Genomic DNA, 26109 nt, shown 5'->3' with positions numbered 1-26109 from the left:
TCGCGACGATAACTATTACGAAGGTTCTCTAGGCCACACCCGGCGGTTGCCAGGGCCGGAAGCCGCAGTACCCAACCCACGAGGATTTCGTCATGGCTTTAACCGTAACCACCAACACCACGTCGTTGAGCGTTCAAAAGAACCTGAATCGTGCTTCCGATGCACTGTCTACCTCCATGCAGCGCCTGTCTTCCGGCCTGAAAATCAACAGCGCCAAAGACGACGCCGCCGGCCTGCAGATCGCCAGCCGCATGACCTCGCAGATCCGTGGCATGGTCCAGGCCACGCAAAACGCCAACGACGGTATCTCCATTGCACAGACCGCTGAAGGCGCGCTGCAAGCTTCGACCGACATCCTGCAACGTATGCGTGAATTGGCGATCAAGGCACGTAACGGCACCAACAGTTCCGCCGATCAGACCGCTACCAACGCTGAATTCGGTCAGATGTCCGACGAACTGACCCGTATCGCCGCTTCGACCAACCTGAACGGCAAAAACCTGATGGATGGCACGGCAGGCACCATGCAACTGCAAGTCGGTGCCAACGTGGGTTCGGCCAACCGCATCGACCTGGTACTGAGCACCTCGTTCGACGCCGTCAGCCTGTCGGTAGGTAGCGGTACCGTTGTGCTGACCGGTGCCACTTCCGCCACTCTGTCTGCGAACATCGACAACGCCATCACCGCGATCGACGCTGCACTGGCAACCATCAACTCCACTCGTGCCAACCTCGGTGCTTCGCAGAACCGCCTGACCAGCACCATCGCCAACCTGCAGAACATCACCGAAAACACCACCGCCGCACAAGGTCGCGTACAAGATACCGACTTCGCCGCAGAAACCGCTAACCTGACCAAGCAGCAGACCCTGCAACAGGCTTCCACTGCTGTTCTGGCCCAGGCTAACCAACTGCCTTCCGCTGTACTGAAGCTGCTTCAGTAATTTCGGAATGAGTTTGAGCGAGAGAGTGTGCCGGTTGCGCTCTCTCGCTTTTTTTCGTTGAGAGGTGATGAAGATGGACATGAGTGTAAAGCTTAATCTGTCTTACCCTGCTGTGACGCCGGCCAGTTCAAGCCCGGTGGCCGATCAGCCGACCGTGGCACCTCAGGTGGATAGAGTGAAAGCCGCTCCTGCTCCGCACAAGGATGAGGGTTCCTCCGAAAGACTCAAGCAGGCTGTGCGGGACATCGAAAAGTTCGTGCAGTCGATCAAGCGAAACCTGGAGTTCTCCATTGATGAGCACTCCGGGAAGGTCATCGTCAAGGTCATCGTCAGCGAGACCGGCGAAGTGGTACGGCAGATCCCGACCGCTGAAGCCTTGAGCCTGGCGGACAATTTAAGTTCGGCGAGCAGCGTGCTGTTCGACGGCGAAGTCTGACAACGGCATGAATAGTGCCTGTATGTTCTTTAGGCGCGGTTAAGGGTCAAAAGACTGGCGGCAAGCTGAAGGGAGAAGTCAATGGCAAGTCCAATTTTACCAGGCGCGGGCTTAGGTTCTGGCCTGGACATCGGTGCGATCGTCACCGCTCTGGTGGATGCCGACAAGTCGGCCAAGCAGACCCAGATCGATAAAGCCACCAAAGCCAACACGCTGAAGATTTCCGGCATTGGTTCCCTGAAAAGTGCGTTGACCGCATTTCAGGCGACGCTGACCAATCTTGGCAATACGACGAGTCCGGCGTTTTCCGGGTATACCGCGACTTCGGGTACTCCGGCGATTTTGACCACCAGTTCCGACAATACCGTGGTTGCCGGTACGTACAGTGTCGTGGTGCAGAGCCTGGCCACGGGTTCGAAAATAGCCAGTGCCGCGTTTGCCGGTGGCGCGAACAGTGCCATTGCCAGCGGTACCCTGAAAATCAACCAGAATGGCATTGATTACGATGTCGCGATCCCGGCCAATGCGACCTTGCAGAGTACTCGCGATGCGATCAACAGCTCGCAGGCGAGCAATGGTTTTTCGGCTAACATCGTCACCGATAGCAGTGGCTCGTCGCGCCTGGTGATCAGTTCGAGCAAGACCGGTGCGGGCTCGGACCTGAAAGTCAGCGGTATTGCGGGGCTTGTCATCGACGGTACGCAGGTTATGGCCAACCCCCCCTTGGCCTCGTCTTCGGGCGCGGTCAGCGGAGTCGCCACCGATGCAAAACTGACCGTCGACGGCCTGCAGGTGACCAGTAAGAGCAACACGGTGACCGGTGCGATCAGTGGTCTGACGTTGAATCTGGTGGCCGTCAGCGCGGGAACGCCGCCAGCGACTCCTGCGGCGATCACCGTTGCGACTAATACCACAGGTTTGCAGACCTCGATCAAGTCGTTCGTCGACGCCTATAACACCTTGCTGACCGCCATCAATGCACTGTCCGATGCGACACCCGACGCTGATGGCAAGCCGGCCGTCGCGGCCGCTTTCACTGGCGACTCCATGCCGCGCTCGTTGATTGCCGATATTCGCAGCGTGCTGACGGCTCCTGGAACCGGCAGCCAGTTGGCGGTCCTGTCGCAGTTGGGAGTGATGACAGACAGGAGCGGCCAGTTGGGATTCGACAGCGTCGCCTTCAACAAGGCGATGTCGACCAGTGGCATGAGCAGTCAAGTGCAACAACTGTTCACGGGGACCGATCCCAGCAACGGTCTACTGTCGCGCATGGGGCATGCGCTCGACGCCTATCTGGGGACGCCGCTCTCGACGGGGTTGCGAACAGGAGGACTGCTCGATCAGCGCAACACCAACCTGCAGGTCCAAAGCAAGCAACTCCAGGAGCAGCAGACGGCCTTGAACGTGCGAGTCACCAACCTGACCGCGACCCTGACCGCCAAGTACAACGCAATGGACATATTGGTCGGGCAGATGAAAGCGACGGCCAACAGTATCACCTCGTTTTTCAACTCTCTGAACGCACAACAGAAGTCCAGTTAGTGGGCTGTACGGTGAGTTCGTTAGCTCAAGTTCGGCTGCCACACGTCCATGACCAAGGCGCTGTGACGAGTCATGGTCGGGCTATGACGAGGAGCGGCAATGCAGGCCAGGGGCGGGTGGCAGCCGAAATTGACTGACAGAACTCACCACACCGGCCACTAGTTTCCAAACTGGCGCCAAAAACCCGGCTACACTTTAGTGCGCGCCGGGTTTTTGCCTTTCGAGCTAAAGTTTTTTGGCGCGAAGGCGATACATTGGGTATACGAACTCTTGAGTTGCGACGAGGTAGAACATGAACCCGATGCTAGCCCTTCGGCAATATCAGAAGGTGGGTGCTCAAGCACAGACTTCCGAGGCCAGCCCTCACCGTCTGGTACAAATGCTGATGGAGGGTGGCCTGGATCGTATCGCCCAGGCCAAGGGCGCCATAGAGCGCAAGGATATCGCCGCCAAAGGCGTGGCGATCGGCAAGGCCATTGGCATTGTCGGTGGCTTGCGCGAAGGCTTGGATCTGGAAAATCAGGCCGACACGCTCGCGGATCTGGACAACCTGTACGCTTACATGATGAAGCGACTGGTCGAGGCCAATATCCATTCCGATCCGCAGATCCTGGATGAAGTCTCAGGCCTGCTCGGCACCGTCAAAGAGGGCTGGGACACAATCGGCGCGCCGGGACCACAGTTTTAAGGAGTAGATCTTCATGAGCTCGGTACTGCAGCGTATCCAGGAGACCCGCGAAGCCCTTGTCGAGGCTTTAGCCGAGCGCGATTGGGCGAGTATTGCCCAGTTGGACCTGGCCTGTCGTGCCTGCATGGAGGAGGTGCTCAACGAGGCATCACTGAATGAGGATGCCTTGCGCAGTCATCTGGAAGAGCTATTACACGTCTACCGGCAGTTGTTGGAAACGGCGATGGCACAAAGACAAGCGATAGTCGACGAGATGCAACAGATCCAGCAAGCGCAGAACGCGACAAAGGTTTACCATCTGTTCGGTTAACGGCGGGTTAATCGAAGCGTATTGCGCCATAAATTTGACTGGGTACGATTTTTTGACTTAACTAGTGCTGTTTTTCAGGTTTAAGTCGTCTTTGAGGATGTTATCGCACCTCGGGCGTCTAACTTGCCCACCCATCTTGGGCATCGAGTTGACTAGGGAAGTTGCTATTGCATGTGGCGTGAAACCAAAATTCTGCTGATCGATGACGATAGCGTTCGCCGCCGCGACCTGGCGGTGATTTTAAATTTTCTTGGCGAAGAAAATCTGTCCTGCGCGAGCCTTGACTGGCGCCAGGCGGTCGACGCTCTGGCTTCCAGTCGTGAGGTGCTTTGTGTCCTGATCGGCACGGTCAATATGCCGTCGGGGCTATCGGGCTTGTTAAAGACACTCGGAACCTGGGATGAGTTCCTTCCGGTTCTGCTTTTGGGTGAAAATACTTCCAGCGACCTATCCGAAGACCTGCGTCGTCGGGTTCTTTCCAGTCTGGAAATGCCGCCCAGCTACAGCAAATTGCTCGACTCCCTGCACCGTGCCCAGGTCTATCGCGAAATGTATGATCAGGCTCGCGAGCGTGGTCGCCAGCGCGAGCCGAACCTGTTTCGCAGTCTGGTCGGCACCAGTCGTGCCATCCAGCATGTGCGCCAGATGATGCAGCAAGTGGCCGATACCGATGCCAGTGTGCTGATCCTCGGCGAATCCGGCACCGGCAAGGAGGTGGTGGCGCGCAACCTGCACTATCACTCCAAGCGCCGTGATGCGCCGTTCGTCCCGGTCAACTGTGGGGCGATTCCTGCGGAGCTGCTGGAAAGCGAACTGTTCGGTCATGAGAAGGGCGCCTTTACGGGAGCCATCACCAGTCGCGCCGGACGTTTCGAACTGGCCAACGGTGGCACCCTGTTCCTTGACGAAATCGGCGACATGCCGCTACCGATGCAGGTCAAGCTGCTGCGCGTGCTGCAGGAGCGTACCTTCGAGCGCGTGGGCAGCAACAAGACCCAGAGCGTGGACGTGCGTATCATTGCCGCGACCCACAAGAACCTCGAAAGCATGATCGAGGTCGGCAGTTTTCGTGAAGACCTCTACTACCGCCTGAACGTTTTCCCGATCGAAATGGCGCCGCTGCGCGAGCGGGTCGAAGATATCCCGTTGCTGATGAACGAGTTGATTTCGCGCATGGAGCACGAAAAACGCGGTTCGATTCGTTTCAACTCGGCGGCGATCATGTCCCTGTGCCGCCACGGCTGGCCAGGCAACGTTCGCGAGCTGGCCAACCTGGTGGAGCGCATGGCGATCATGCATCCGTATGGGGTGATCGGCGTCATCGAGCTGCCAAAGAAATTTCGCTATGTCGACGATGAAGACGAGCAGATGGTCGACGGCCTACGTAGCGATCTGGAAGAACGCGTGGCGATCAATGGCCATACGCCGGGCTTCGGCACTTCGGCGATGCTGCCGCCCGAAGGTCTGGACCTCAAGGATTACCTCGGTAGCCTGGAGCAGGGTCTGATCCAGCAAGCGCTGGACGATGCCAACGGCATTGTGGCGCGAGCAGCCGAGCGCCTGCGCATCCGCCGTACCACCCTGGTGGAGAAGATGCGCAAGTACGGCATGAGTCGTCGTGAGGGCGAGGAACAGGCGGATGATTGACGCCTGTTTTTCAAGTCACTGAAAACCAGTTGGTTTTTTTTAGGCACGGGTATTGCTAAGTCTCCTGCAACGTTCCGTTTAAATGACGGTCAGCCAAGCGAGAGAGCACGATGCCCCAAGCCGCCCAGATGTCTCCTGTCCCCGCAGTGCCGGGACAACCGTCGTCCGTAGAGCGAGCCAACCGGCTGGGTCTTGAGCAGACCTTCGACCTGTTCGATCAGATGTCGACGCAGCTCAGCGACTCCTACAGCTTGCTTGAGGCGCGAGTCACTGCGCTCAAGGGCGAACTGGCCGTGGTCAGCGCCCAGCGTATGAGCGAGCTGGCGGAAAAGGAACGCCTGGTCAATCGCTTGCAGAACCTGCTGGATCTGTTGCCTGGCGGGGTGATCGTGATCGACTCCCATGGTTTTGTCAGCGAGGCCAATCCCGCGGCCCATGAGCTACTGGGCTTGCCGCTGGAAGGTGAGTTGTGGCGTCGGGTGATCGCCCGCAGCTTTGCGCCCCGTGAAGATGACGGTCATGAAGTCTCCCTCAAGGACGGTCGGCGTTTGTCGATTGCCACGCGTGCGCTGGAAGGCGAGCCGGGGCAACTGGTGCTGCTCAATGACCTGACTGAAACCCGTCGCCTGCAGGGCCAGTTGGCTCGCCATGAGCGGCTATCGTCCCTGGGGCGGATGGTGGCCTCGCTGGCCCATCAGATTCGCACCCCGTTGTCGGCGGCGCTGCTGTACGCCAGTCATCTCACCGAGCAGGCCTTGCCGGTGCAAACCCAGCAACGTTTCGCCGCACGCCTGAAAGAGCGCCTGCACGCGCTGGAACATCAAGTGCGCGACATGTTGGTGTTTGCTCGTGGCGAGCTGACGCTGACCGATCGCCTGGCGCCCAAAGTGTTGTTGCAGGCTTTGCAGAGTGCCGCACAGGTCCACGTGCAAGGCGTGGCGATCCGTTGGCAGTGCGATAGCCATGAGGGCGAGCTGCTGTGCAATCGCGATATTCTGGTTGGAGCGCTGCTCAACTTGCTTGAAAATGCCTTACAGGCCGGCGGTCGCGATGTGCGCCTCAAGGTGCACTTGTACAGCCGTGGGAGCACCTTGCGCCTGAGCGTCAGCGATAACGGCAGCGGGATCGAGCCCGAAGTGCTGGCGCAACTTGGCGAACCTTTCTTCACCACCAAGGCTACCGGCACCGGTCTGGGCTTGACTGTGGTCAAGGCCGTTGCCAGGGCGCACCAGGGCGACATGCAACTGCGTTCCCGGCTGGGACGCGGCACCTGTGCAATGTTGTGCCTGCCGCTGATCCCTGGCGCCGTGGAGACACACTAATGGTCGGGATGATCAAAGTCCTGTTGGTCGAGGACGATCGAGCGCTACGCGAAGCACTGGCGGACACCTTGTTGCTGGCGGGCTATGAATGCCTGGCGGTCGCCTGTGCCGAGGAGGCCCTGGAGGCCGCGACGCGAGAGGCGTTCAGCCTGGTGGTCAGCGATGTGAATATGCCGGGCATGGACGGGCACCAGTTGCTCGGCTTGCTGCGCGTGCGCCAGCCACTGTTGCCTGTGCTACTGATAACCGCGCACGGTGCGGTCGAGCGCGCCGTGCAAGCGATGCGCCAAGGGGCCGCCGACTATCTGGTCAAACCGTTCGAACCCAAGGCTTTGCTGGATCTGGTGGCGCGCCATGCGCTTGGTCAGTTGGGTGCGGTGGAGAGCGAAGGGCCGATTGCCGCCGAGCCTGCCAGCGCCCAGTTGCTCGATTTGGCGGCACGGGTGGCACGCAGCGATTCGACTGTGCTGATTTCCGGCGAGTCGGGGACCGGCAAGGAAGTACTGGCGCGGTATATCCACCAGCAGTCCCATCGCGCCTGCCAGCCGTTTGTCGCGATCAACTGTGCGGCAATCCCCGACAATATGCTTGAGGCGACCCTGTTCGGGCATGAAAAGGGCGCGTTTACCGGTGCCATCGCCGCCCAGGCGGGCAAGTTCGAGCAAGCTGATGGCGGGACGATTCTACTCGACGAGATTTCCGAAATGCCCCTCGGTCTGCAAGCCAAGCTGCTGCGAGTGCTGCAGGAGCGCGAGGTCGAGCGGGTCGGGGCCCGTAAACCGATTACCCTGGATATCCGTGTGGTTGCCACCACCAACCGCGACCTGGCCGGCGAAGTCAAGGCAGGGCGGTTTCGTGAAGATCTCTATTACCGGCTGTCGGTATTTCCGTTGGCCTGGCGTCCGTTGCGCGAGCGCACTGGCGATATCCTGCCGCTGGCCGAACGCCTGCTGACCAAGCACAGCGCAAAAATGAAGCATGCCGCCGTTAGATTGTCGCCCCAAGCCCAGGCTTGCCTGGTCGGTTATGCCTGGCCGGGCAATGTCCGGGAACTCGATAATGCGATTCAGCGAGCGTTGATTTTGCAGCAGGGCGGACTGATCCAGGCCGAGGATTTTTGTCTGGCCGGGCCATTGGCTTGCGCACCCTTGCCAATCCTGTCGGCGCCGTTGATCGAGACGGCGGCCCGTGAAGGGGGGGCTGGCGAATCCGCCGGGGCCTTGGGCGACGACCTGCGTCGACGCGAGTTCCAGATGATCATCGACACGTTGCGTGCCGAGCGCGGGCGGCGCAAGGAAGCGGCGCAACGCCTGGGTATCAGCCCACGGACGTTGCGCTACAAGTTGGCACAGATGCGCGATGCCGGCATGGACGTCGAGGCTTATTTATTCGCCACTTGAGGCGATCTATCCCTAATGCAGTGCGGTAGCGGTTTTTGTTCAGAGGCGACAAGGAGCTGGCACCCTTGTTGCTAACACCTCATTAACCGCTGCACGAGTGTCAAAAAATTGCAGGTCGCCGGAGAGAGCAATCCATGAGCCAGGGTATTGAATTTAATCGATTGATGTTGGACATGCGGGCCATGCAAATGGACGCCATGGCTCAACCGAAATCGGCGGTGGCGGCGCCGCAAATGAGTGGTAGCAGCTTTGCCGATCTGCTCGGCAAGGCCGTCGGCAAGGTCAATGACACCCAGCAGGCCGCGAGCCAGTTGGCGAACGCCTTCGAGATCGGCAAAAGCGGTGTGGACTTGACGGACGTGATGATTTCCTCGCAGAAAGCCAGCGTTTCATTCCAGGCCTTGACCCAGGTGCGCAATAAGTTGGTCCAGGCCTACCAAGACATCATGCAGATGCCGGTTTAAGGACGAGATTGAGTCATGGCTGAAGCAGTCGCCGATAACGTACCGGTCAAGACCGGTTCGACAGACGGCAAACCACCGTTGTTTGGTTTGTCCTTTCTGGAAAACCTTTCCGAAATGACCGTGTTGCGTCAGGTCGGCCTGATGGTGGGCCTGGCCGCGAGCGTGGCGATTGGTTTTGCCGTGGTGTTGTGGTCCCAACAACCGGATTACCGGCCCCTGTATGGCAGCCTGGCCGGTATGGACGCTAAGCAGATCATGGAAACTCTGGCAACTGCGGATATTCCTTACACCGTTGAGCCGAATTCCGGCGCCTTGTTGGTCAAGGCCGACGATGTGTCCCGTGCCCGCCTGAAACTGGCAGCTGCTGGTGTGACGGCGAGCGATGGCAATATCGGTTTCGAGATCCTCGACAAGGATCAGGGCCTGGGCACTAGCCAGTTCATGGAAGCGACCCGTTATCGTCGCGGCCTGGAGGGTGAGTTGGCACGGACCATCTCCAGCCTGAACAACGTCAAGGGCGCGCGCGTGCACCTGGCGATTCCAAAGAGTTCGGTGTTCGTGCGCGACGAGCGCAAGCCGAGTGCCTCGGTATTGGTCGAGCTGTATTCCGGTCGCTCACTGGAGCCGGGCCAGGTGGTGGCGATCATCAATCTGGTGGCGACCAGTGTTCCCGAACTGAGCAAGGCGCAGATCACCGTGGTCGACCAGAAGGGCAACCTGCTCTCCGACCAGGCGCAGAACAACGAATTGACCATGGCCGGCAAGCAGTTCGACTACAGTCGCCGCATGGAAAGCATGCTGACCCAACGTGTACACAATATCCTGCAGCCAGTGCTGGGTAACGACCGTTATAAGGCCGAAGTGTCCGCCGATGTGGATTTCAGCGCCGTCGAATCGACGTCCGAGCAGTTCAACCCGGATCAGCCGGCGTTGCGCAGTGAGCAATCGACCACCGAGCAGCGCACTGCCAGCAACGGTCCGCAAGGTGTTCCCGGCGCGTTGAGCAACCAGCCGCCGGCACCGGCCTCGGCACCGCAGACCACCGCTGGCGCCACCGCCTCGACGGGCCCGGTGCAGCCCGGCCAGCCGCTGCTCGATGCCAACGGCCAGCAGATCATGGACCCCGCCACCGGCCAGCCGATGCTGGCGCCGTACCCGGCGGACAAGCGTCAACAATCCACGAAAAACTTCGAGCTGGATCGCTCTATCAGTCACACCAAGCAGCAACTGGGTCGCCTGACCCGTCTGTCAGTGGCGGTAGTGGTCGACGATCAGGTCAAGGTCAACGCCGCCAATGGCGAAACCAGCCGTGCGCCGTGGAGTGCCGAGGAATTGGCGCGCTTCACCCGCCTGGTCCAGGATGCCGTTGGCTTCGACGCCAGCCGTGGCGACAGCGTCAGTGTGATCAATGTGCCGTTCTCCGCTGAACGCGGGGAGGTAATCGCCGATATCCCGTTCTACTCGCAACCCTGGTTTTGGGATGTGGTCAAGCAGGTCGTGGGCGTGCTGTTTATCCTGATGCTGGTGTTCGGCGTGCTGCGTCCGGTGCTCAACAACATCACTGGCGGTGGCAAGAAACAACTGGCGGGCATCGGCGGCGATGTCGAGCTGGGCGGTATGGGCGGTCTGGACGGCGAATTGGCCAATGATCGCGTGAGCCTTGGTGGTCCGCAAAGCATCCTCTTGCCCAGCCCGAGTGAAGGCTATGACGCTCAACTCAATGCCATCAAGAGTCTGGTAGCTGAAGATCCGGGCCGTGTGGCACAGGTCGTCAAAGAATGGATTAACGCCGATGAGTAATAACGCCGCCGTCACCCAGAAGCTGAGCCGGGTCGATAAAGCCGCGATCTTGCTGCTGTCGCTGGGTTCCACCGATGCCGCGCAGGTGTTGCGCCACATGGGACCCAAGGAGGTTCAACGGGTTGGCGTGGCCATGGCGCAGATGCGCAACGTGCATCGCGAGCAGGTCGAGCAGGTCATGAGCGAGTTTGTCGAGATTGTCGGCGACCAGACCAGCCTGGGCGTCGGTTCCGATGACTATGTGCGCAAGATGCTCACCCAGGCCCTCGGCGAAGACAAGGCCAATGGCCTGATCGACCGCATCCTGCTCGGTGGCAATACCAGCGGCCTGGATAGCCTCAAGTGGATGGAACCGCGCGCCGTGGCGGACGTGATCCGTTACGAGCACCCGCAGATCCAGGCAATCGTGGTGGCCTACCTGGACCCCGATCAGGCCGGCGAGGTGCTGAATAACTTCGACCACAAGGTGCGCCTGGACATCATCCTGCGTGTCTCCTCGCTGAACACGGTACAGCCGGCGGCCCTCAAGGAGCTCAACCAGATTTTGGAGCGCCAGTTCTCCGGCAATTCCAACGCCGCGCGTACCACCCTGGGCGGTATCAAGCGTGCCGCGGATATCATGAACTTCCTCGACAGCTCGATCGAAGGCCAGTTGATGGACTCGATCCGCGAAGTGGACGAGGACCTGTCGACTCAGATCGAAGACCTGATGTTCGTCTTCAACAACCTGTCCGACGTCGACGACCGGGGTATCCAGGCGCTGTTGCGCGAGGTCTCCTCCGATGTACTGGTGCTTGCCCTTAAAGGCTCGGATGAGGGCGTCAAGGAAAAGATCTTCAAGAACATGTCCAAGCGCGCCGCGGAGCTGCTGCGCGACGACCTCGAGGCCAAGGGGCCGGTGCGCGTCAGCGACGTCGAAGCCGCCCAAAAGGAAATTCTCACCATCGCCCGCCGTATGGCCGAAGCCGGAGAAATCGTGCTCGGTGGCAAGGGCGGCGAAGAGATGATCTAAGGATCAAGTCATGACTGATCCAACCGATCTGATCCGCGCACGGGACGTAACAGGCTTCGACCTATGGTCGTTGCCCAGCTTCGATCCGCCTGTCGAGGAGCCTGAACCTGCGCCGGTGCAAGAGCCACCGGTCGAGATCGAGGAGGTGCCGCTGGAGGAAGTGCAGCCACTGACCCTCGAAGAACTCGAGAGCATCCGCCAGGAAGCCTACAACGAAGGTTTCGCGGTGGGCGAGCGAGAAGGTTTCCACAGCACTCAAATCAAGGTACGCCAGGAGGCCGAGGTCGCCTTGAGCGCCAAGCTGGTCCACCTGGAAACCCTGATGAGCAACCTGTTCGCCCCCATCGCCGAGCAGGACCGGCAGATCGAGCAAAGCCTGGTAGGGTTGGTTGGACATATGACTCGCCAGGTCATCCAGCGCGAACTCAAGATGGACTCCAGCCAGATCGGGCATGTCCTGCGCGAAACCCTCAAGCTGCTGCCACTGGGCGCCGAGAATGTACGGTTGTACATCAATCCCCAGGACTTCGAGCAGATCAAGGCCTTGCGCGAACGCCATGAGGCGACCTGGCGCATCGTCGAGGATGAGGCTCTGCTGCCCGGTGGTTGTCGGGTCGAGACCGAGCACAGTCGGATCGATGCCAGCGTCGAAACCCGCATCGAGCAGGCGCTGGCGCAACTGTTCGATCAATTGCACGAGCAATCCCTGCATCCAGCCCAGCCCGACCTGGCATTGGCGCTGGGCGAACCTCATGTACCGACCAGTGCTGCGGACCTGTGCGATGCGCCTTGAGCGAACCAGCTTCGGCAGACGCCTGAGCACCTACGCCGATGCCATCGACTTGCCCGGCCAGCCGATTCTCGAAGGTCGCCTGGTGCGCATGGTTGGCCTGACCCTCGAAGCCGAAGGCCTGCGGGCCGCCATGGGCGCTCGCTGCCTGGTCATCAACGACGACAGCTATCACCCGGTGCAGGTCGAAGCCGAGGTCATGGGCTTCTCCGGCAACAAGGTGTTTCTGATGCCGGTGGGCAGTGTGGCCGGTATCGCCCCAGGTGCCAGGGTCGTACCACTGGCCGACACCGGGCGTCTGCCAATGGGCATGAGCATGCTCGGGCGGGTGCTGGACGGGGCAGGGCGAGCACTGGATGGTAAGGGGGCAATGAAGGCCGAGGATTGGGTGCCGATGGACGGCCCAACCATCAACCCGCTCAAGCGTGACCCCATCCATCAGCCACTGGATGTGGGCATCCGCAGTATCAACGGATTACTGACGGTGGGCCGCGGCCAGCGTCTCGGCCTGTTCGCCGGCACAGGGGTGGGCAAGAGTGTGCTGCTGGGTATGATGACCCGCTTTACCGAGGCCGACATCATCGTGGTCGGGCTGATCGGTGAGCGGGGCCGCGAAGTGAAGGAGTTCATCGAGCACATTCTTGGCGAGGAAGGACTCAAGCGTTCGGTGGTGGTCGCGTCGCCCGCCGACGATGCGCCATTGATGCGCCTGCGCGCCGCCATGTATTGCACGCGGATCGCCGAGTATTTCCGTGATAAGGGCAAGAATGTCCTGCTACTCATGGATTCGTTGACCCGTTTCGCCCAAGCCCAGCGAGAAATCGCCCTGGCCATCGGCGAGCCACCGGCGACCAAGGGCTATCCGCCGTCGGTCTTTGCCAAGCTGCCAAAACTGGTGGAACGTGCGGGTAACGCCGAGGCCGGCGGTGGTTCAATCACGGCGTTCTATACCGTGCTGTCCGAGGGCGACGACCAGCAGGACCCGATTGCCGACTCGGCGCGGGGGGTGCTCGATGGGCATATCGTGCTGTCCCGGCGCCTGGCCGAGGAAGGTCACTACCCGGCAATCGATATCGAGGCGTCCATCAGTCGGGTGATGCCGGCGGTGGTCAGTGCCGAACACATGAAGCGTGCGCAATATTTCAAGCAGCTCTGGTCGCGCTACCAGCAAAGCCGTGACCTGATCAGCGTCGGCGCTTATGTGGCTGGCGGCGACCGCGAGACCGACACGGCGATCTCCCTGCAGCCGGCGCTGGTCCAGTACCTGCGCCAGGGGCTGAACGACAATGTCAGCCTGGGCGCGAGTGACGCACACCTGGCGACGGTCTTCGCGCCCGCGGCGGGCGGTTGACCGGCCATGGCCCAGAGTCGTGTCGCGAGGTTGGCGCCGGTGGTCGAGATGGCCCAAAGCACTGAGCGGACCGCTGTCCAGCGTCTGGGGTATTTCCAGGGGCAGGTGCGGCTGGCGCAAAGCAAACTGGCCGACCTCGAAGGATTTCGTCTGCAATACCAGGAGCAATGGATCGAGCGTGGCCGCCAGGGCGTTTCCAGTCAATGGTTGCTGGGCTATCAGCAGTTCCTCAGTCAGCTGGATACCGCCGTTGCCCAGCAACGGCAGAGCCTGGCCTGGCACCAGAACAACCTCGACAAGGGCCGGGTCAGCTGGCAAGAGGCCTATACTCGTGTCGAAGGCTTGCGCAAGTTGGTGCGACGCTACATCGAAGAGGCTCGCCAGTTGGAAGACAAGCGTGAACAGAAACTCCTGGACGAGTTGTCTCAGCGGTTGCCGCGCCAGAGCCCGTATTGAGCAGGTATTTTGACGTTTTCGGTTGCTCTGCTGTCAGTGGGGTGCTACACCTTGTACACATCGCCATTGACAAGGAAGCTGGATCATGGCTGTAGAGTCGGCAGTAACAGGCAACGGCAGAAAGTTGACGATTTCCATCAAAGGGCGGTTTGACTTCGGCAAACATCAGGCATTTCGCAATTCCTACGAACAGCTCGACAGCCTGCCTGAGTCGGTTATCGTCGACTTGAACGAGACCACCTACCTCGACAGTTCGGCCCTGGGCATGCTGTTGTTGCTGCGCGACCATGTCGGTGGCGACGATGCCGATATCCGGGTGATCAACAGCAATTCCGACGTGCGCAAGATCCTCGCCATTTCCAATTTCGACAAACTCTTCGACATCGTTTGAGCACCATGCAGCCTGGAGAAGAGTCGCTGACGGTACTGATCGCCGAGGACGGCGCGGCGGATCGCTTGCTGCTGTCGAACATCGTGCGGCGCCAGGGGCATGCGGTGCTGACTGCAAGCAACGGTGCCGAGGCGGTCGAGGTCTTCAGGGCGCAACGACCGCAGTTGGTACTGATGGATGCCTTGATGCCGGTGATGGATGGCTTCGAAGCGGCGCGAGAGATCAAGGCGCTGGCCGGCGAATCGCTGGTGCCGATCATCTTTCTCACCTCCCTGAGTGAAAGTGACGCCCTGGTGCGCTGCCTGGACGCGGGCGGTGACGATTTTCTGGCAAAACCCTACAACCAAGTCATTCTCGGTGCCAAGATCAAGGCGATGGATCGTCTGCGACGCCTGCAGGCCACCGTGCTGCGCCAGCGCGACTTGATCGCCCGGCACCACGACCACCTGCTCAACGAGCAACGGGTGGCTAAGGCCGTGTTCGACAAGGTGGCGCATTCCGGATGCCTGCGAGCGCCGAATATCCGCTACCTGCAATCGCCCTATGCGTTATTCAACGGCGACCTGCTGCTGGCAGCCCATACCCCGGAGGGGGGCATGCATATCCTGCTCGGCGATTTTACCGGGCATGGCCTGCCCGCCGCCGTCGGCGCGATGCCCCTGGCGGAAGTCTTCTATGGCATGACCGCCAAGGGCTATGGCGTGCCGGAAACCCTGCGGGAGATGAACGCCAAGCTCAAGCGTATCCTGCCGGTGGATATGTTCTGTTGCGCCACTTTTCTGCGCCTGAGTCCGCAGCGCCAGGTGGTCGAGGTCTGGAACGGCGGCATGCCCGACGGCTATCTGCACGATGTCGCCTCGGGCGTGCGGCGTCCGCTGGTGGCGCGGCACCTGCCGTTGGGGGTGCTGGGGGCCGAGGCGTTCGACGATCACACCGATGTCTATCCCATGGCCCAGGGCGACCGGATTTTCCTGCTGTCCGACGGAGTAATCGATACCTGTAATCGCGATGAGCAGTTGTTCGGCGTCGAGCGCCTGCATCGGGTATTCGAGAGCAACCGGGACCCGGATTGCCTGTTCGAGGAAATCCAGTTGGCGTTGATGCGGTTCGGTGGCGAGGCGCGTGACGACATCAGCATGGTCCAGATCAGTCTCCCCGTGCCCGGACAGGCATTGCCTGCAACCATGGTTTACTCCGACAGTGGCGAGTCGTGCCCGCTGGATTGGTCGGTGAGCTTCGAATTCCGTGCGGCGACGCTGCGACGCTTCAATCCGTTGCCCTATCTGCTGCAACTGCTGATGGAGATACACGGCTTGCGTACTCACAGCGGAGCGCTATACAGCGTACTGGCCGAACTCTACTCCAATGCCCTGGAGCACGGCGTCCTGGGCCTGGATTCAAGCCTCAAGCGCGATGTCCGCGGATTTGCGCAATACTATGAGCAGCGCAATCGGCGTTTGCTCGACTTGCGGGAAGGTTTTGTCCGCGTGAGCCTGCGAGTGGTTCCTGAAGGAAAGGGTGGGCGGTTGTGCATCGAAGTCGAGGACAGCGGCGAGGGGTTTGACGTCGAGCAGGTCATGGCGCGTCCATTGGAGGTCGATCGGTTATCGGGAAGAGGTATCGACCTGATTCGGCAACTGAGTCACCGTGCCCGTTGGTCAAACGACGGGCGGCGTGCCCACGTGGAGTTTTCGTGGGGGACTCAGGCATAATTTGCAGGTGTTGATCAAGGAGTGAACCAGTGAATGGCAATCAGGAAAAGCACCTCGACTACGATGTGCTGGGCGCATTGCGGGAAGTCATGGAAGATGAGTATCCACTGTTGCTGGATACTTTTCTCAACGATTCGGAAAAACGCCTGGGGCAGTTACATCAGGCCAGCAACGCGCTGGAGCTTGGGCGGGCAGCCCACAGTTTCAAGGGCAGCAGCAGCAATATGGGGGCTTTGTACTTGGCCGATCTTTGCCGGCAACTGGAAGAGCGGGCCGCACGGTTGCCGCTGACCGGGATCGAAGATCTGGTCGGGCGGATCGACCGTGAGTATGAACAGGTACGCCATTTGTTCGCGCGCGAGCGTGAGCGTTTCCCTGTCAAGCATTAACCCGCGTGGCGATTCAGAAAAACTGGCCCGAACCTTGCTGTCACTCCCTGCATTGACTTTACAATCCCTGTGCAGCGGAGACTGTGTTATGCCCCTTGCTCCCCATTCTCTTCTTCAGGCCACCGCTGCGGTCAAACCCAAGGCGGACCTCGCGAGCAATCCGCTGGCAGCTGTTGCGCAGCCCAAGGACAATGCTTCCAGCTTTGCCCAGGTCTACCAGGAGAACCAGGGCAAGGCGGGAAAGGCAGTTGACAATCCGCTCAAGTCGACCCGGGATAATAGCCCTGCGGTGCCTGCAAAAAAGGAGGCGGTTGCCAGCAACAAAAGCGACGCGGCAAAGTCGGCGATTGCCGATAGCGGCAATTCCTTGCCTGCCGATAAAACCACCGGCAGCGATACCGCGCAGACTGCCGGCGACCAGGGCGCCTCTGACGAAAGCGACAAGGACATCGGCGACGAAAGCCCGGTGGCCGATGCCACGCCGGTGGCTCCAACTCTTGATCTGGCGCTGATCCAGGCTGGCGTTACGCCGGCGACGCCAGTCGCCGAAGCGCCGCAGCCGGTCGTGCCCATGCAACTGCCGGTGGTCGAGGCGCCCCTGACGGCGGTGACCGCTGCGCAGGTGCCGGAAGTGGCGACCGCTGCGACCGCCGGTGGTGATTTCGATCCGAATTCCGATCCGCTGGATAACCTGCCCGCCGTGCGTCTGGCGATGGAGCAGGGTGGGCATGTGTCGACGACCAGTCAGTCGGCCACGAAGACCGCCAGCCTTAACGAAGCGGACCCGAACCTGGCGCTTAATCAGACCGTTGGCGTGGCCATGCAAGGGGAGCCGGATACCGACGCCGGCGCCAGCGAGCAGGGTGGCGAAAAGTCCTTCAAGGGATTGATCGAGGATGGCCTGAAAGATTTGCAGAACGCCTCTGGTGACACTCGGGTCGACGACTTCGCCAATCGCCTGGCCGCACTGACCCAGGCCACGGTGCCCAAAACCGCGAACGCGCTGCCGGTTAACCAACCTCTGGCAATGCATCAGAGTGGCTGGACCGAAGAAGTGGTCAATCGGGTCATGTACCTGTCGAGCAGTAGCATTAAGTCCGCCGATATCCAACTGGAGCCGGCCGAACTAGGGCGACTGGATATCAAGGTCAATATGGCCGCCGATCAGGCGACGCAGGTCAGTTTCATCAGTGGTCATGCCGGCGTGCGTGATGCCTTGGAAAGCAACCTGTTCCGCCTGCGCGACATGCTCCAACAGCAAGGCCTGGGGCAGGCCGATGTCAGCGTTTCGGATCAATCGCGCGGCTGGACCGGCCAGGGTCAGGATCCACAACAGCAGCAACAGCAGGCTCAGAAAGGCCGTAACAACGGTAGCGGTGGTCGTCTGGATAGTGGCGAGGACGATATTGCCATCGTCACCGCGACCGATACGGCAACCACCGGCGCCAGCGTGGTGGTGGGTTCCAGCGCGGTCGACTACTACGCCTGATGGCTTTGTTGTGGGAGCGGTGCTGGTGGGCTGGCGCTTCGCCGTGAAGCGGCTGTTGAGGATGCCAAAAGCCTCATGGGCAAGTCTGCGCCCACAATCAGCACGACTCTGATAGGTTCTCTCGTACTGCCTTATTTGCAGCGCTTGCCCGCACACGCCTTTGCTTCCGATTTCCAGCAACTCTGGCATAACACTTGCTCCAGCCTTGCCCTGCGACTGTGAAAAACCGAATAGTGACGGATTATTGGCATGGCGAAGAGCGAAGCAGCAGCGGTAAAAGAACCTGTCGGGCAAGGCAAACTCAAGCTGATTATCGTGATCATATTGGCTTTGCTGCTGGCAATCGGTCTGTCCGTGGGGGCGACCTGGTACTTTATGCACAATGCCCAGAGCAAAGTCGCGGCGACGCCCGCCGAGGCCAGCACGACCCAGCAGCCGGCGATCTACGAGTCGATGGCGCCGCCCTTTGTCGCCAATTTCAAGGATGCCAATGGCCGCCAGCGCTACCTGCAAGTGAGCATTACCATGATGGCGCGCAACTCCGCTGACCTGGAGGCCCTGAAAGTCCATATGCCAGTAATCCGCAACAACCTGGTGATGTTGTTTTCCGGACAGACCTACGAAACCCTGGCGACCCCGGTCGGCCAGGAGTTGCTGCGCCAGAAAGCCACTGCCAGCGTGCAGGAAGTGGCACAGAAAGAGATCGGCAAGGTAGTGGTCGAACAGTTGCTCTTCACTAACTACGTACTGCAGTAGGATCACGAGATGGCCGTGCAAGACCTGCTGTCCCAGGATGAGATCGATGCCCTCTTGCATGGTGTCGATGATGGTCTGGTACAGACCGAAAACCCTGCCGAACCCGGCAGTGTCAAAAGCTACGACCTGACCAGCCAGGATCGCATCGTCCGTGGACGCATGCCGACCCTGGAGATGATCAACGAGCGTTTTGCCCGTTATACCCGTATCAGTATGTTCAACATGCTGCGCCGTTCCGCCGATGTGGCGGTGGGCGGCGTTCAGGTGATGAAGTTCGGCGAGTATGTGCATTCGTTGTATGTGCCGACCAGTCTCAATCTGGTCAAGATCAAGCCGTTGCGTGGCACGGCCCTGTTTATCCTCGATGCCAAGCTGGTGTTCAAACTGGTGGACAACTTCTTCGGCGGCGACGGTCGTCATGCCAAGATCGAGGGACGTGAATTCACTCCCACCGAACTGCGTGTGGTGCGCATGGTGCTGGAGCAGGCCTTCATCGATTTGAAGGAAGCCTGGCAAGCGATCATGGAAGTCAATTTCGAGTACATTAATTCGGAAGTGAATCCGGCCATGGCCAATATCGTCGGCCCGAGCGAAGCAGTGGTGGTCTCCACCTTCCACATCGAACTCGACGGTGGCGGTGGCGACCTGCACGTGACCATGCCGTACTCGATGATCGAGCCGGTGCGCGAGATGCTCGATGCCGGTTTCCAGTCGGACCTCGACGACCAGGACGAACGTTGGGTCAAGGCCTTGCGCGAAGACGTGCTGGACGTGGCGGTACCGCTCAGCGCCACGGTGGCGCGGCGTCAACTGCGCCTGCGGGACATCCTGCACATGCAGCCAGGGGATGTGATCCCCGTGGAGCTGCCCGAGGATATGGTCATGCGCGCCAACGGCGTGCCGTCGTTCAAGGTCAAGCTCGGTTCCCACAAGGGCAACCTGGCATTGCAAGTGATTGAGCCGATCGAGCGCCGTTGAGCGGGTCGATCAAGAATAGGCTGTGTTAACTGATTTTCTGCCCGCCGAGGACAACTGATGGCTGACGAACACAATTTGACTGACGACCAGGCCCTGGCCGACGAGTGGGCGGCTGCCTTGGAAGAGTCCGGCGAAACCGGCCAGGACGATATCGACGCCCTGCTGGCGGCCGATGCCGCTAGCGCGCCGAGCTCCCATCGGCTGCCGATGGAAGAGTTCGGCAGTGTACCCAAGAGCCATGAGCCGGTGACCCTCGACGGTCCGAACCTGGACGTGATCCTGGATATTCCGGTGTCGATTTCCATGGAAGTCGGCAGTACCGATATCAATATTCGCAACCTGCTGCAACTGAACCAGGGATCGGTGATTGAGCTCGACCGGCTGGCTGGCGAGCCGCTGGACGTGCTGGTCAACGGCACCCTGATTGCCCACGGCGAAGTCGTGGTAGTTAACGAAAAGTTCGGTATCCGGCTGACGGACGTGATCAGCCCGAGCGAACGCATCAAGAAGTTACGCTGAATGAACAGGTTCTTCGGAAGTCTCCTGTTTTTGCCGTTCAGTGTGCTGGCTGCCGAACCCGTGGCCAACGCGGTGGCTGCGCCAGCAGCCAGCGGCGGTATGGCCGGGCAACTGACACAATTGGTGTTGGGCTTGCTGCTGGTATTGGCGATCATCTTTGCCCTGGCCTGGCTGCTGCGTCGTGTGCAGCAGGCGGGACCGACGGGTAAGAAGAATCAGGTGATCGAGCTGATCGGCTCCCGTGCCCTCGGACCGCGTGACCGGCTGGTGCTGGTGCAAGTCGGCAACGAGCAGATCCTGCTTGGGTTGACGCCGGGCTCCATCACGCCGTTGCATGTGCTCAAGGAGCCGGTTGAGGTGCCGAGTGGCGAGCCGGCGAGCGCGGAGTTCGCTCAACGCCTGATGGAGCTGCTGGGTAAGGACAAGAAGTGATGGCGCCGTTGCGGCTTATCCTTGCTCTGACGCTGGTGCTGGTCGCGCCATTGGCGTTCGGCGCCGATCCGCTGTCGATCCCGGCAATCACGCTCGGCACCGGAGCCAACGGGCAGCCGGAGTACTCGGTCAGCCTGCAGATCCTGCTGATCATGACCGCGCTGAGTTTTATTCCGGCGTTCGTCATCCTGATGACCAGCTTTACCCGGATCATCATCGTCTTCTCGATCCTGCGTCAGGCCCTGGGCCTGGCGCAGACACCGTCGAACCAGATTCTGACCGGCATGGCGATGTTCCTCACCCTGTTCATCATGGCGCCGGTCTTCGACAAGGTGAACCAGGATGCGCTGCAGCCCTACCTGGCCGAGAAACTCACGGCCCAGGACGCGGTGCTCAAGGCTCAGGGGCCGATCAAGGACTTTATGCTGGCACAGACCCGCAGCAGCGACCTGGAGCTGTTCATGCGCCTGTCCAAGCGCACCGACATCGCCACACCCGACCAGGCGCCACTGACCATTATTGTGCCGGCCTTCGTCACTTCCGAACTCAAGACTGCGTTCCAGATCGGTTTTATGATCTTCATTCCATTCCTGGTTATCGACCTGGTGGTCGCCAGTGTGTTGATGGCGATGGGGATGATGATGCTGTCGCCGCTGATCATTTCCCTGCCGTTCAAGATCATGCTGTTTGTATTAGTGGATGGCTGGGCGTTGATCATCGGTACTTTGGCGAGCAGTTTTGGTGGTGTCTAAAACCTTCACGAGTAGCGCGCCATGACGCCTGAAGTTGCCATTGACATCTTTCGCGACGCCCTCTGGCTGACCACCCTGATGGTCACGGTGCTGGTGATTCCGACCCTGCTGGTGGGCCTGCTGGTGGCGATGTTCCAGGCCGCCACGCAGATCAACGAACAGACCCTGGGTTTCCTGCCGCGCCTGCTGGTGATGCTGATCACCCTGATTGTCGCGGGTCCGTGGCTGGTGCAGAAATTCATGGAATACATCCTGTCGCTCTACGGCAGCATTCCGCAGGTCATCGGCTGATATGTCGCTGCTGGCCCTGACGGACACGCAGATCAGTACCTGGGTCGCCAGCTTCATGCTGCCGATGTTCCGGGTCGGCGCGGTGATCATGACCATGCCGATCTTCGGGACCACTCTGGTGCCACGGCGCATACGACTGTATTTCATCGTGGCCATCACCGTGGTGATCGCGCCAGGCCTGCCGCCGATGCCGGCGGTACATCCGCTGGATCTCAGCGGGTTGATGTTGATCGCCGAGCAGATCATCTTCGGCGCCTTGCTCGGATTTTCCCTTCAGTTGTTTTTCCAGGCTTTCGTGGTCGCCGGACAGATTGTCGCGGTGCAGATGGGCATGGGTTTCGCCTCCATGGTCGACCCGATCAACGGTGTCTCCAGTGCGGTGATCGGGCAGTTCTTCACCATGCTGGTGACGCTGATGTTCCTGGCGATGAATGGTCATCTGGTGGTGTTCGAGGTCTTGATCGAGAGTTTCACCACCTTCCCGGTCGGCAGCGGGCTGTCGACCACGGATCTGTGGGTGATTGCCGGCAAGCTCGGTTGGGTCCTCGGTGCCGCGCTGATGCTGGTGCTGCCGGCGATCACCGCCTTGTTGGTGGTCAACGTGGCCTTCGGAATCATGACTCGCGCCGCGCCGCAGTTAAACATCTTTTCCATCGGTTTTCCGCTGACCCTGGTGCTGGGGATGTTCATCCTCTGGGTGAGCCTGGGCGATATTCTTAATCAGTATCAGCCGTTGGCCGTCGAGGCCTTGCAGTTTCTACGTCAACTGATACGGGCACCCTGAGCCATGGCGGAGAGCGAGAGCGGTCAGGACAAAACAGAAGACCCCACGGAAAAAAGAAAGAAGGAGTCCCGCGAGAAGGGCGAGACTGCCCGTTCCAAGGAGCTCAACACCCTGGCGGTGATGCTGGCCGGGACGGGTGGCCTGCTGGTCTTTGGTGGGGCGCTGGCCCAGGAGATGGCTGAACTGATGCGCCTGAACTTCACGCTCTCGCGGGAAGTGATACTCGATCAGCGTTACATGGCGACCTTTCTCCTGCAGTCGGGCAAGATGGCGATCTGGGCGGTTCAACCCATCCTCCTGACCTTGCTGTTGGCTGCCTTTATCGGCCCAATCGCCCTGGGCGGCTGGTTGTTCGCGGCGAGCAGCATGGCGCCCAAGTTCAGCCGGATGAATCCGTTGCCCGGACTCAAGCGGATGTTCTCGGCCAAGGCGCTGGTCGAACTGCTCAAGGCGCTGGCGAAATTCATCATCGTGCTGTTGGTAGCGCTGGTCGTGTTATCGTCGGATATCGACGATCTGGTGCGGATCGCCCATGAACCCCTGGAATCGTCGATTATCCACAGCCTGCAGGTGGTGGGCTGGAGCGCCTTATGGATGTCTCTCGGACTGTTGCTGATCGCCCTGGTGGATGTGCCGATACAGCTCTGGGAAAGCCACAAGAAACTGCTGATGACCAAGCAGGAAGTGCGTGACGAATACAAGGACCAGGAAGGCCGGCCAGAGGTCAAGCAACGGATTCGCCAGTTGCAGCGCGAGATGTCCCAGCGGCGCATGATGGCGGCGATCCCCGAGGCGGACGTGGTGATCACCAACCCGACCCACTACGCGGTGGCGCTCAAGTACGACGCCGAGAAGGGCGGAGCGCCGGTGCTGCTGGCCAAGGGCAATGACTTTATCGCCCTGAAGATTCGTGAGATCGCTGTCGAACACCAGATCATGCTGCTCGAATCACCGGCCCTGGCGCGGTCGATCTACTACTCCACCGAACTGGACCAGGAGATTCCGGCGGGCCTCTACCTGGCGGTGGCGCAGGTACTCGCCTATGTCTTCCAGATCCGCCAGTTCCGCGCAGGCAAAGGCAAGCGCCCGGACCCGCTCAAGGACAACCTGCCGATTCCACCAGACCTGCGCCGCGATTCCTGAAGGTTTATTCGCTAGGTGTCACGGCCATCGCCGACCAGCCGGCGCCTCCGGATCTGTTGATCGTCCCTGTATTTTCAATTATTTCACCGGAGTTGGAAGGTTTCTTGCACAAGCAGATTTTGCGACGCTTTCAGCGTCAAAAGTTTGCTTCAAAGTGACGAGGAATACCGGTGGACCGCACTCAATTTATCAACACCGCGCGCAGCAACTTGAGCGACCTCGGCCGGGGCAACCTGGGCGTGCCGCTGTTGTTGTTGGTCATGCTGGCGATGATGATGTTGCCGGTGCCGGCGTTCCTGCTGGACGTTTTCTTTACGTTCAACATCGCCTTGTCGATCGTCGTCCTGCTGGTCTGCGTCTACGCCTTGCGGCCACTGGACTTCGCTGTCTTCCCGACCATCCTGCTGATTGCCACGTTGTTGCGCCTGGCCCTGAACGTGGCTTCTACTCGCGTGGTGATGCTCCACGGTCAGGACGGGCATGCCGCCGCGGGCAAGGTGATCCAGGCCTTCGGCGAAGTGGTGATCGGTGGTAACTACGTGGTCGGTATCGTGGTTTTCGCCATCTTGATGATCATCAACTTTGTCGTGGTGACCAAGGGGGCCGGGCGGATTTCCGAGGTGAGCGCGCGTTTCACCCTCGATGCGATGCCGGGCAAACAGATGGCGATTGACGCCGACCTCAACGCCGGCCTGATCGATCAGCCGCAAGCCAAGCTGCGTCGCCAGGAAGTAGCCCAGGAAGCCGAATTCTACGGTTCCATGGACGGTGCCAGCAAATTCGTGCGCGGTGACGCCATCGCCGGTTTGCTGATCCTGTTCATCAACCTGATCGGTGGCATGGCGGTCGGGATCTTCCAGCACAACATGTCATTTGCCGACGCCAGCAAGGTCTACGCGTTGCTGACTATCGGCGACGGTTTAGTGGCGCAATTGCCATCACTGTTATTATCCACAGCCGCCGCGATTATGGTGACCCGTGCTTCCGGCTCGGAAGACATGGGCAAGCAGATCAACCGGCAGATGTTCGCCTCGCCTAAGGCCCTCGGGGTGGCCGCCGGCCTGATGGCCGTGATGGGACTGGTACCGGGCATGCCGCACTTTTCCTTCCTCAGCCTGGCCCTGGTAGCGGGCGGTGTGGCCTATCTGGTCTGGAAGAAACAGAACGTGGTCAAGGTCCAGGCCCTGGCCGAAGTCCAGCGTCAGCAGGAGCTTCTGCCTTCGCCGGCGCGTGCCATGGAAACCAAGGAACTGGGCTGGGATGACGTCACGCCGATCGACATGATCGGTCTGGAAGTGGGCTATCGCTTGATTCCGTTGGTAGACCGCAACCAGGGCGGGCAATTGCTGGCGCGGATCAAGGGCGTGCGCAAGAAGCTCTCCCAAGACCTCGGCTTCCTGATGCCCACCGTGCATATTCGTGACAACCTCGATCTGGCGCCCAGTGCTTACCGCCTGACCCTGATGGGCGTGACCCTGGCCGAGGCCGAGATTTACCCGGATCGCGAGCTGGCGATCAACCCGGGTCAAGTCTACGGCACTCTCAACGGCATCACCGCCAGGGACCCGGCCTTTGGCCTGGAAGCGGTCTGGATCGAAATCAGTCAGCGTGCCCAGGCGCAGTCGCTGGGCTACACGGTGGTGGATGCCAGCACGGTCGTGGCGACTCACCTCAATCAGATTCTCTACAAGCACTCCAGCGAACTGATCGGCCACGAAGAAGTCCAGCAACTCATGCAACTACTGGCCAAAGGCTCGCCGAAGCTGGCCGAGGAACTGGTACCGGGCATCATTTCTCTGTCGCACCTGCTCAAAGTGTCGCAATGCCTGCTCGCTGAACACGTACCGGTACGCGATATTCGCAGCATTGCCGAGGCTATCGCCAACAATGCCGCCAAGAGTCAAGATACTGCCGCCTTGGTGGCCGCGGTGCGTGTTGGTTTGTCGCGCGCAATCGTCCAAAGCATTATAGGGCTTGACTCCGAGCTGCCTGTGATCACCTTGGAACCCAAGTTGGAACAAATATTGCTCAATAGTCTGCAGAAGGCCGGACAGGGCTCGGAAGAAGGGGTTCTGCTGGAACCGAGCATGGCTGAAAAGCTGCAGCGTTCACTGATCGATGCCGCTCAGCGTCAAGAGATGCAAGGACAGCCGGTGATCCTGCTGGTAGCCGGCCCGGTTCGCGCGATGCTTTCGCGGTTCGGCCGCCTGGCGGTACCCAGCCTGCATGTCTTGGCCTATCAGGAAATTCCGGACAATAAGCAAGTTACCATCGTTGCCACAGTAGGGCCCAACGGCTGAGGTAGTGGGTT

The 26109-nt window shown here is 60.1% G+C and carries 27 protein-coding genes; all 27 read left to right on the top strand.

Translation table 11 applies throughout. The features are described 5' to 3' along the window. Positions 1-92: 92 nt before the first annotated feature. Positions 93-944 (top strand): flagellin domain-containing protein, encoded by an 852-nt coding sequence (locus tag BMX68_RS21840; protein ID WP_017130135.1) that lies wholly within the window; start codon positions 93-95, stop codon positions 942-944. 73 nt (positions 945-1017) lie between these two features. Then, complete coding sequence (locus BMX68_RS21835; RefSeq protein ID WP_026012984.1) at positions 1018-1380, top strand: flagellar protein FlaG; 363 nt, start codon at positions 1018-1020, stop codon at positions 1378-1380. A gap of 81 nt (positions 1381-1461) precedes the next feature. Further along, a complete protein-coding gene (gene fliD, locus BMX68_RS21830) occupies positions 1462-2922 on the top strand; it encodes a flagellar filament capping protein FliD (RefSeq protein WP_017130137.1) in 1461 nt (486 codons plus the stop codon). A gap of 292 nt (positions 2923-3214) precedes the next feature. Further along, positions 3215-3610: a flagellar export chaperone FliS gene (fliS, locus tag BMX68_RS21825; protein ID WP_017130138.1), complete on the top strand. Its 396-nt coding sequence runs from the start codon at positions 3215-3217 to the stop codon at positions 3608-3610. 13 nt (positions 3611-3623) lie between these two features. Further along, positions 3624-3920 carry a flagellar protein FliT gene (gene fliT / locus BMX68_RS21820; RefSeq protein ID WP_017130139.1) on the top strand — a complete coding sequence of 99 codons (297 nt, stop codon included), beginning with the start codon at positions 3624-3626 and terminating at the stop codon, positions 3918-3920. Positions 3921-4091: 171 nt separating this feature from the next. After that, entirely contained in the window at positions 4092-5567 is a 1476-nt protein-coding gene (locus tag BMX68_RS21815) for a sigma-54-dependent transcriptional regulator (RefSeq protein WP_017130140.1), read from the top strand. 128 nt (positions 5568-5695) lie between these two features. Further along, positions 5696-6889, top strand: a complete 1194-nt coding sequence (locus tag BMX68_RS21810; RefSeq protein ID WP_248672765.1) for a sensor histidine kinase — start codon at positions 5696-5698, stop codon at positions 6887-6889. An 8-nt stretch (positions 6890-6897) separates the two neighbouring features. Continuing rightward, a complete protein-coding gene (locus BMX68_RS21805; RefSeq protein WP_176987704.1) occupies positions 6898-8289 on the top strand; it encodes a sigma-54-dependent transcriptional regulator in 1392 nt (463 codons plus the stop codon). Between the two features lie 134 nt (positions 8290-8423). Then, positions 8424-8753 carry a flagellar hook-basal body complex protein FliE gene (gene fliE / locus BMX68_RS21800; RefSeq protein WP_017130143.1) on the top strand — a complete coding sequence of 110 codons (330 nt, stop codon included), beginning with the start codon at positions 8424-8426 and terminating at the stop codon, positions 8751-8753. 15 nt (positions 8754-8768) lie between these two features. Beyond that, complete coding sequence (fliF, locus tag BMX68_RS21795; RefSeq protein WP_017130144.1) at positions 8769-10553, top strand: flagellar basal-body MS-ring/collar protein FliF; 1785 nt, start codon at positions 8769-8771, stop codon at positions 10551-10553. Next, positions 10546-11565 (top strand): flagellar motor switch protein FliG, encoded by a 1020-nt coding sequence (gene fliG / locus BMX68_RS21790; RefSeq protein WP_017130145.1) that lies wholly within the window; start codon positions 10546-10548, stop codon positions 11563-11565. The genes fliF and fliG overlap by 8 nt, the downstream gene beginning before the upstream one ends. 10 nt (positions 11566-11575) lie before the next feature. Continuing rightward, positions 11576-12358: a flagellar assembly protein FliH gene (gene fliH, locus BMX68_RS21785; RefSeq protein ID WP_017130146.1), complete on the top strand. Its 783-nt coding sequence runs from the start codon at positions 11576-11578 to the stop codon at positions 12356-12358. Continuing rightward, positions 12348-13706, top strand: a complete 1359-nt coding sequence (fliI, locus tag BMX68_RS21780; protein ID WP_074862621.1) for a flagellar protein export ATPase FliI — start codon at positions 12348-12350, stop codon at positions 13704-13706. Before fliH ends, fliI begins: the two co-directional genes overlap by 11 nt. A 6-nt stretch (positions 13707-13712) precedes the next feature. Beyond that, positions 13713-14162 (top strand): flagellar export protein FliJ, encoded by a 450-nt coding sequence (gene fliJ, locus BMX68_RS21775; protein WP_017130147.1) that lies wholly within the window; start codon positions 13713-13715, stop codon positions 14160-14162. Between the two features lie 85 nt (positions 14163-14247). Continuing rightward, on the top strand, positions 14248-14553 hold the full coding sequence (locus BMX68_RS21770) for an STAS domain-containing protein (RefSeq protein ID WP_017130148.1): 306 nt from the start codon (positions 14248-14250) through the stop codon (positions 14551-14553). A 5-nt stretch (positions 14554-14558) separates the two neighbouring features. Beyond that, positions 14559-16265: an ATP-binding SpoIIE family protein phosphatase gene (locus BMX68_RS21765; protein ID WP_017130149.1), complete on the top strand. Its 1707-nt coding sequence runs from the start codon at positions 14559-14561 to the stop codon at positions 16263-16265. Between the two features lie 89 nt (positions 16266-16354). Further along, complete coding sequence (locus BMX68_RS21760; RefSeq protein WP_051000584.1) at positions 16355-16654, top strand: Hpt domain-containing protein; 300 nt, start codon at positions 16355-16357, stop codon at positions 16652-16654. 88 nt (positions 16655-16742) lie between these two features. Continuing rightward, a complete protein-coding gene (locus BMX68_RS21755) occupies positions 16743-18143 on the top strand; it encodes a flagellar hook-length control protein FliK (RefSeq protein ID WP_017130151.1) in 1401 nt (466 codons plus the stop codon). A 249-nt stretch (positions 18144-18392) separates the two neighbouring features. Next, positions 18393-18899, top strand: a complete 507-nt coding sequence (gene fliL / locus BMX68_RS21750) for a flagellar basal body-associated protein FliL (protein ID WP_017130152.1) — start codon at positions 18393-18395, stop codon at positions 18897-18899. Between the two features lie 9 nt (positions 18900-18908). After that, positions 18909-19877, top strand: coding sequence for a flagellar motor switch protein FliM (gene fliM, locus BMX68_RS21745; protein WP_017130153.1), 969 nt, complete (start codon positions 18909-18911; stop codon positions 19875-19877). Between the two features lie 57 nt (positions 19878-19934). Beyond that, the gene (gene fliN / locus BMX68_RS21740; RefSeq protein WP_017130154.1) at positions 19935-20396 is read left to right on the top strand and encodes a flagellar motor switch protein FliN; all 462 of its coding nucleotides are present in this window, start codon (positions 19935-19937) and stop codon (positions 20394-20396) included. Beyond that, the gene (gene fliO / locus BMX68_RS21735; protein ID WP_017130155.1) at positions 20397-20828 is read left to right on the top strand and encodes a flagellar biosynthetic protein FliO; all 432 of its coding nucleotides are present in this window, start codon (positions 20397-20399) and stop codon (positions 20826-20828) included. Further along, positions 20828-21580 (top strand): flagellar type III secretion system pore protein FliP, encoded by a 753-nt coding sequence (fliP, locus tag BMX68_RS21730; protein WP_017130156.1) that lies wholly within the window; start codon positions 20828-20830, stop codon positions 21578-21580. Before fliO ends, fliP begins: the two co-directional genes overlap by 1 nt. Positions 21581-21601: 21 nt before the next feature. Continuing rightward, positions 21602-21871, top strand: a complete 270-nt coding sequence (locus BMX68_RS21725; RefSeq protein WP_017130157.1) for a flagellar biosynthetic protein FliQ — start codon at positions 21602-21604, stop codon at positions 21869-21871. Position 21872: 1 nt separating this feature from the next. Then, positions 21873-22655 (top strand): flagellar biosynthetic protein FliR, encoded by a 783-nt coding sequence (fliR, locus tag BMX68_RS21720; RefSeq protein WP_060782588.1) that lies wholly within the window; start codon positions 21873-21875, stop codon positions 22653-22655. A gap of 3 nt (positions 22656-22658) precedes the next feature. Continuing rightward, positions 22659-23798, top strand: a complete 1140-nt coding sequence (flhB, locus tag BMX68_RS21715; protein WP_017130158.1) for a flagellar biosynthesis protein FlhB — start codon at positions 22659-22661, stop codon at positions 23796-23798. A 170-nt stretch (positions 23799-23968) separates the two neighbouring features. Next, positions 23969-26098, top strand: coding sequence for a flagellar biosynthesis protein FlhA (gene flhA, locus BMX68_RS21710; RefSeq protein ID WP_017130159.1), 2130 nt, complete (start codon positions 23969-23971; stop codon positions 26096-26098). The last annotated feature ends 11 nt before the right edge of the window (positions 26099-26109 follow it).

The organism is Pseudomonas agarici (assembly GCF_900109755.1).
In the GTDB taxonomy this organism is placed as follows: domain Bacteria; phylum Pseudomonadota; class Gammaproteobacteria; order Pseudomonadales; family Pseudomonadaceae; genus Aquipseudomonas; species Aquipseudomonas agarici.
The sequence above is the reverse complement of the archived record's forward strand: the minus strand, read 5'-3'. Positions and strand labels throughout refer to the sequence as shown.

Bases quoted from the DNA above. Each gene is read 5' to 3' on its own strand.
- BMX68_RS21840 (WP_017130135.1), top strand. From the start codon at position 93: ATGGCTTTAACCGTAACCACCAACACCACGTCGTTGAGCGTTCAAAAG.
- BMX68_RS21835 (WP_026012984.1), top strand. From the start codon at position 1,018: ATGGACATGAGTGTAAAGCTTAATCTGTCTTACCCTGCTGTGACGCCG.
- fliD (WP_017130137.1), top strand. From the start codon at position 1,462: ATGGCAAGTCCAATTTTACCAGGCGCGGGCTTAGGTTCTGGCCTGGAC.
- fliS (WP_017130138.1), top strand. From the start codon at position 3,215: ATGAACCCGATGCTAGCCCTTCGGCAATATCAGAAGGTGGGTGCTCAA.
- fliT (WP_017130139.1), top strand. From the start codon at position 3,624: ATGAGCTCGGTACTGCAGCGTATCCAGGAGACCCGCGAAGCCCTTGTC.
- BMX68_RS21815 (WP_017130140.1), top strand. From the start codon at position 4,092: ATGTGGCGTGAAACCAAAATTCTGCTGATCGATGACGATAGCGTTCGC.
- BMX68_RS21810 (WP_248672765.1), top strand. From the start codon at position 5,696: ATGTCTCCTGTCCCCGCAGTGCCGGGACAACCGTCGTCCGTAGAGCGA.
- BMX68_RS21805 (WP_176987704.1), top strand. From the start codon at position 6,898: ATGATCAAAGTCCTGTTGGTCGAGGACGATCGAGCGCTACGCGAAGCA.
- fliE (WP_017130143.1), top strand. From the start codon at position 8,424: ATGAGCCAGGGTATTGAATTTAATCGATTGATGTTGGACATGCGGGCC.
- fliF (WP_017130144.1), top strand. From the start codon at position 8,769: ATGGCTGAAGCAGTCGCCGATAACGTACCGGTCAAGACCGGTTCGACA.
- fliG (WP_017130145.1), top strand. From the start codon at position 10,546: ATGAGTAATAACGCCGCCGTCACCCAGAAGCTGAGCCGGGTCGATAAA.
- fliH (WP_017130146.1), top strand. From the start codon at position 11,576: ATGACTGATCCAACCGATCTGATCCGCGCACGGGACGTAACAGGCTTC.
- fliI (WP_074862621.1), top strand. From the start codon at position 12,348: ATGCGCCTTGAGCGAACCAGCTTCGGCAGACGCCTGAGCACCTACGCC.
- fliJ (WP_017130147.1), top strand. From the start codon at position 13,713: ATGGCCCAGAGTCGTGTCGCGAGGTTGGCGCCGGTGGTCGAGATGGCC.
- BMX68_RS21770 (WP_017130148.1), top strand. From the start codon at position 14,248: ATGGCTGTAGAGTCGGCAGTAACAGGCAACGGCAGAAAGTTGACGATT.
- BMX68_RS21765 (WP_017130149.1), top strand. From the start codon at position 14,559: ATGCAGCCTGGAGAAGAGTCGCTGACGGTACTGATCGCCGAGGACGGC.
- BMX68_RS21760 (WP_051000584.1), top strand. From the start codon at position 16,355: ATGGAAGATGAGTATCCACTGTTGCTGGATACTTTTCTCAACGATTCG.
- BMX68_RS21755 (WP_017130151.1), top strand. From the start codon at position 16,743: ATGCCCCTTGCTCCCCATTCTCTTCTTCAGGCCACCGCTGCGGTCAAA.
- fliL (WP_017130152.1), top strand. From the start codon at position 18,393: ATGGCGAAGAGCGAAGCAGCAGCGGTAAAAGAACCTGTCGGGCAAGGC.
- fliM (WP_017130153.1), top strand. From the start codon at position 18,909: ATGGCCGTGCAAGACCTGCTGTCCCAGGATGAGATCGATGCCCTCTTG.
- fliN (WP_017130154.1), top strand. From the start codon at position 19,935: ATGGCTGACGAACACAATTTGACTGACGACCAGGCCCTGGCCGACGAG.
- fliO (WP_017130155.1), top strand. From the start codon at position 20,397: ATGAACAGGTTCTTCGGAAGTCTCCTGTTTTTGCCGTTCAGTGTGCTG.
- fliP (WP_017130156.1), top strand. From the start codon at position 20,828: ATGGCGCCGTTGCGGCTTATCCTTGCTCTGACGCTGGTGCTGGTCGCG.
- BMX68_RS21725 (WP_017130157.1), top strand. From the start codon at position 21,602: ATGACGCCTGAAGTTGCCATTGACATCTTTCGCGACGCCCTCTGGCTG.
- fliR (WP_060782588.1), top strand. From the start codon at position 21,873: ATGTCGCTGCTGGCCCTGACGGACACGCAGATCAGTACCTGGGTCGCC.
- flhB (WP_017130158.1), top strand. From the start codon at position 22,659: ATGGCGGAGAGCGAGAGCGGTCAGGACAAAACAGAAGACCCCACGGAA.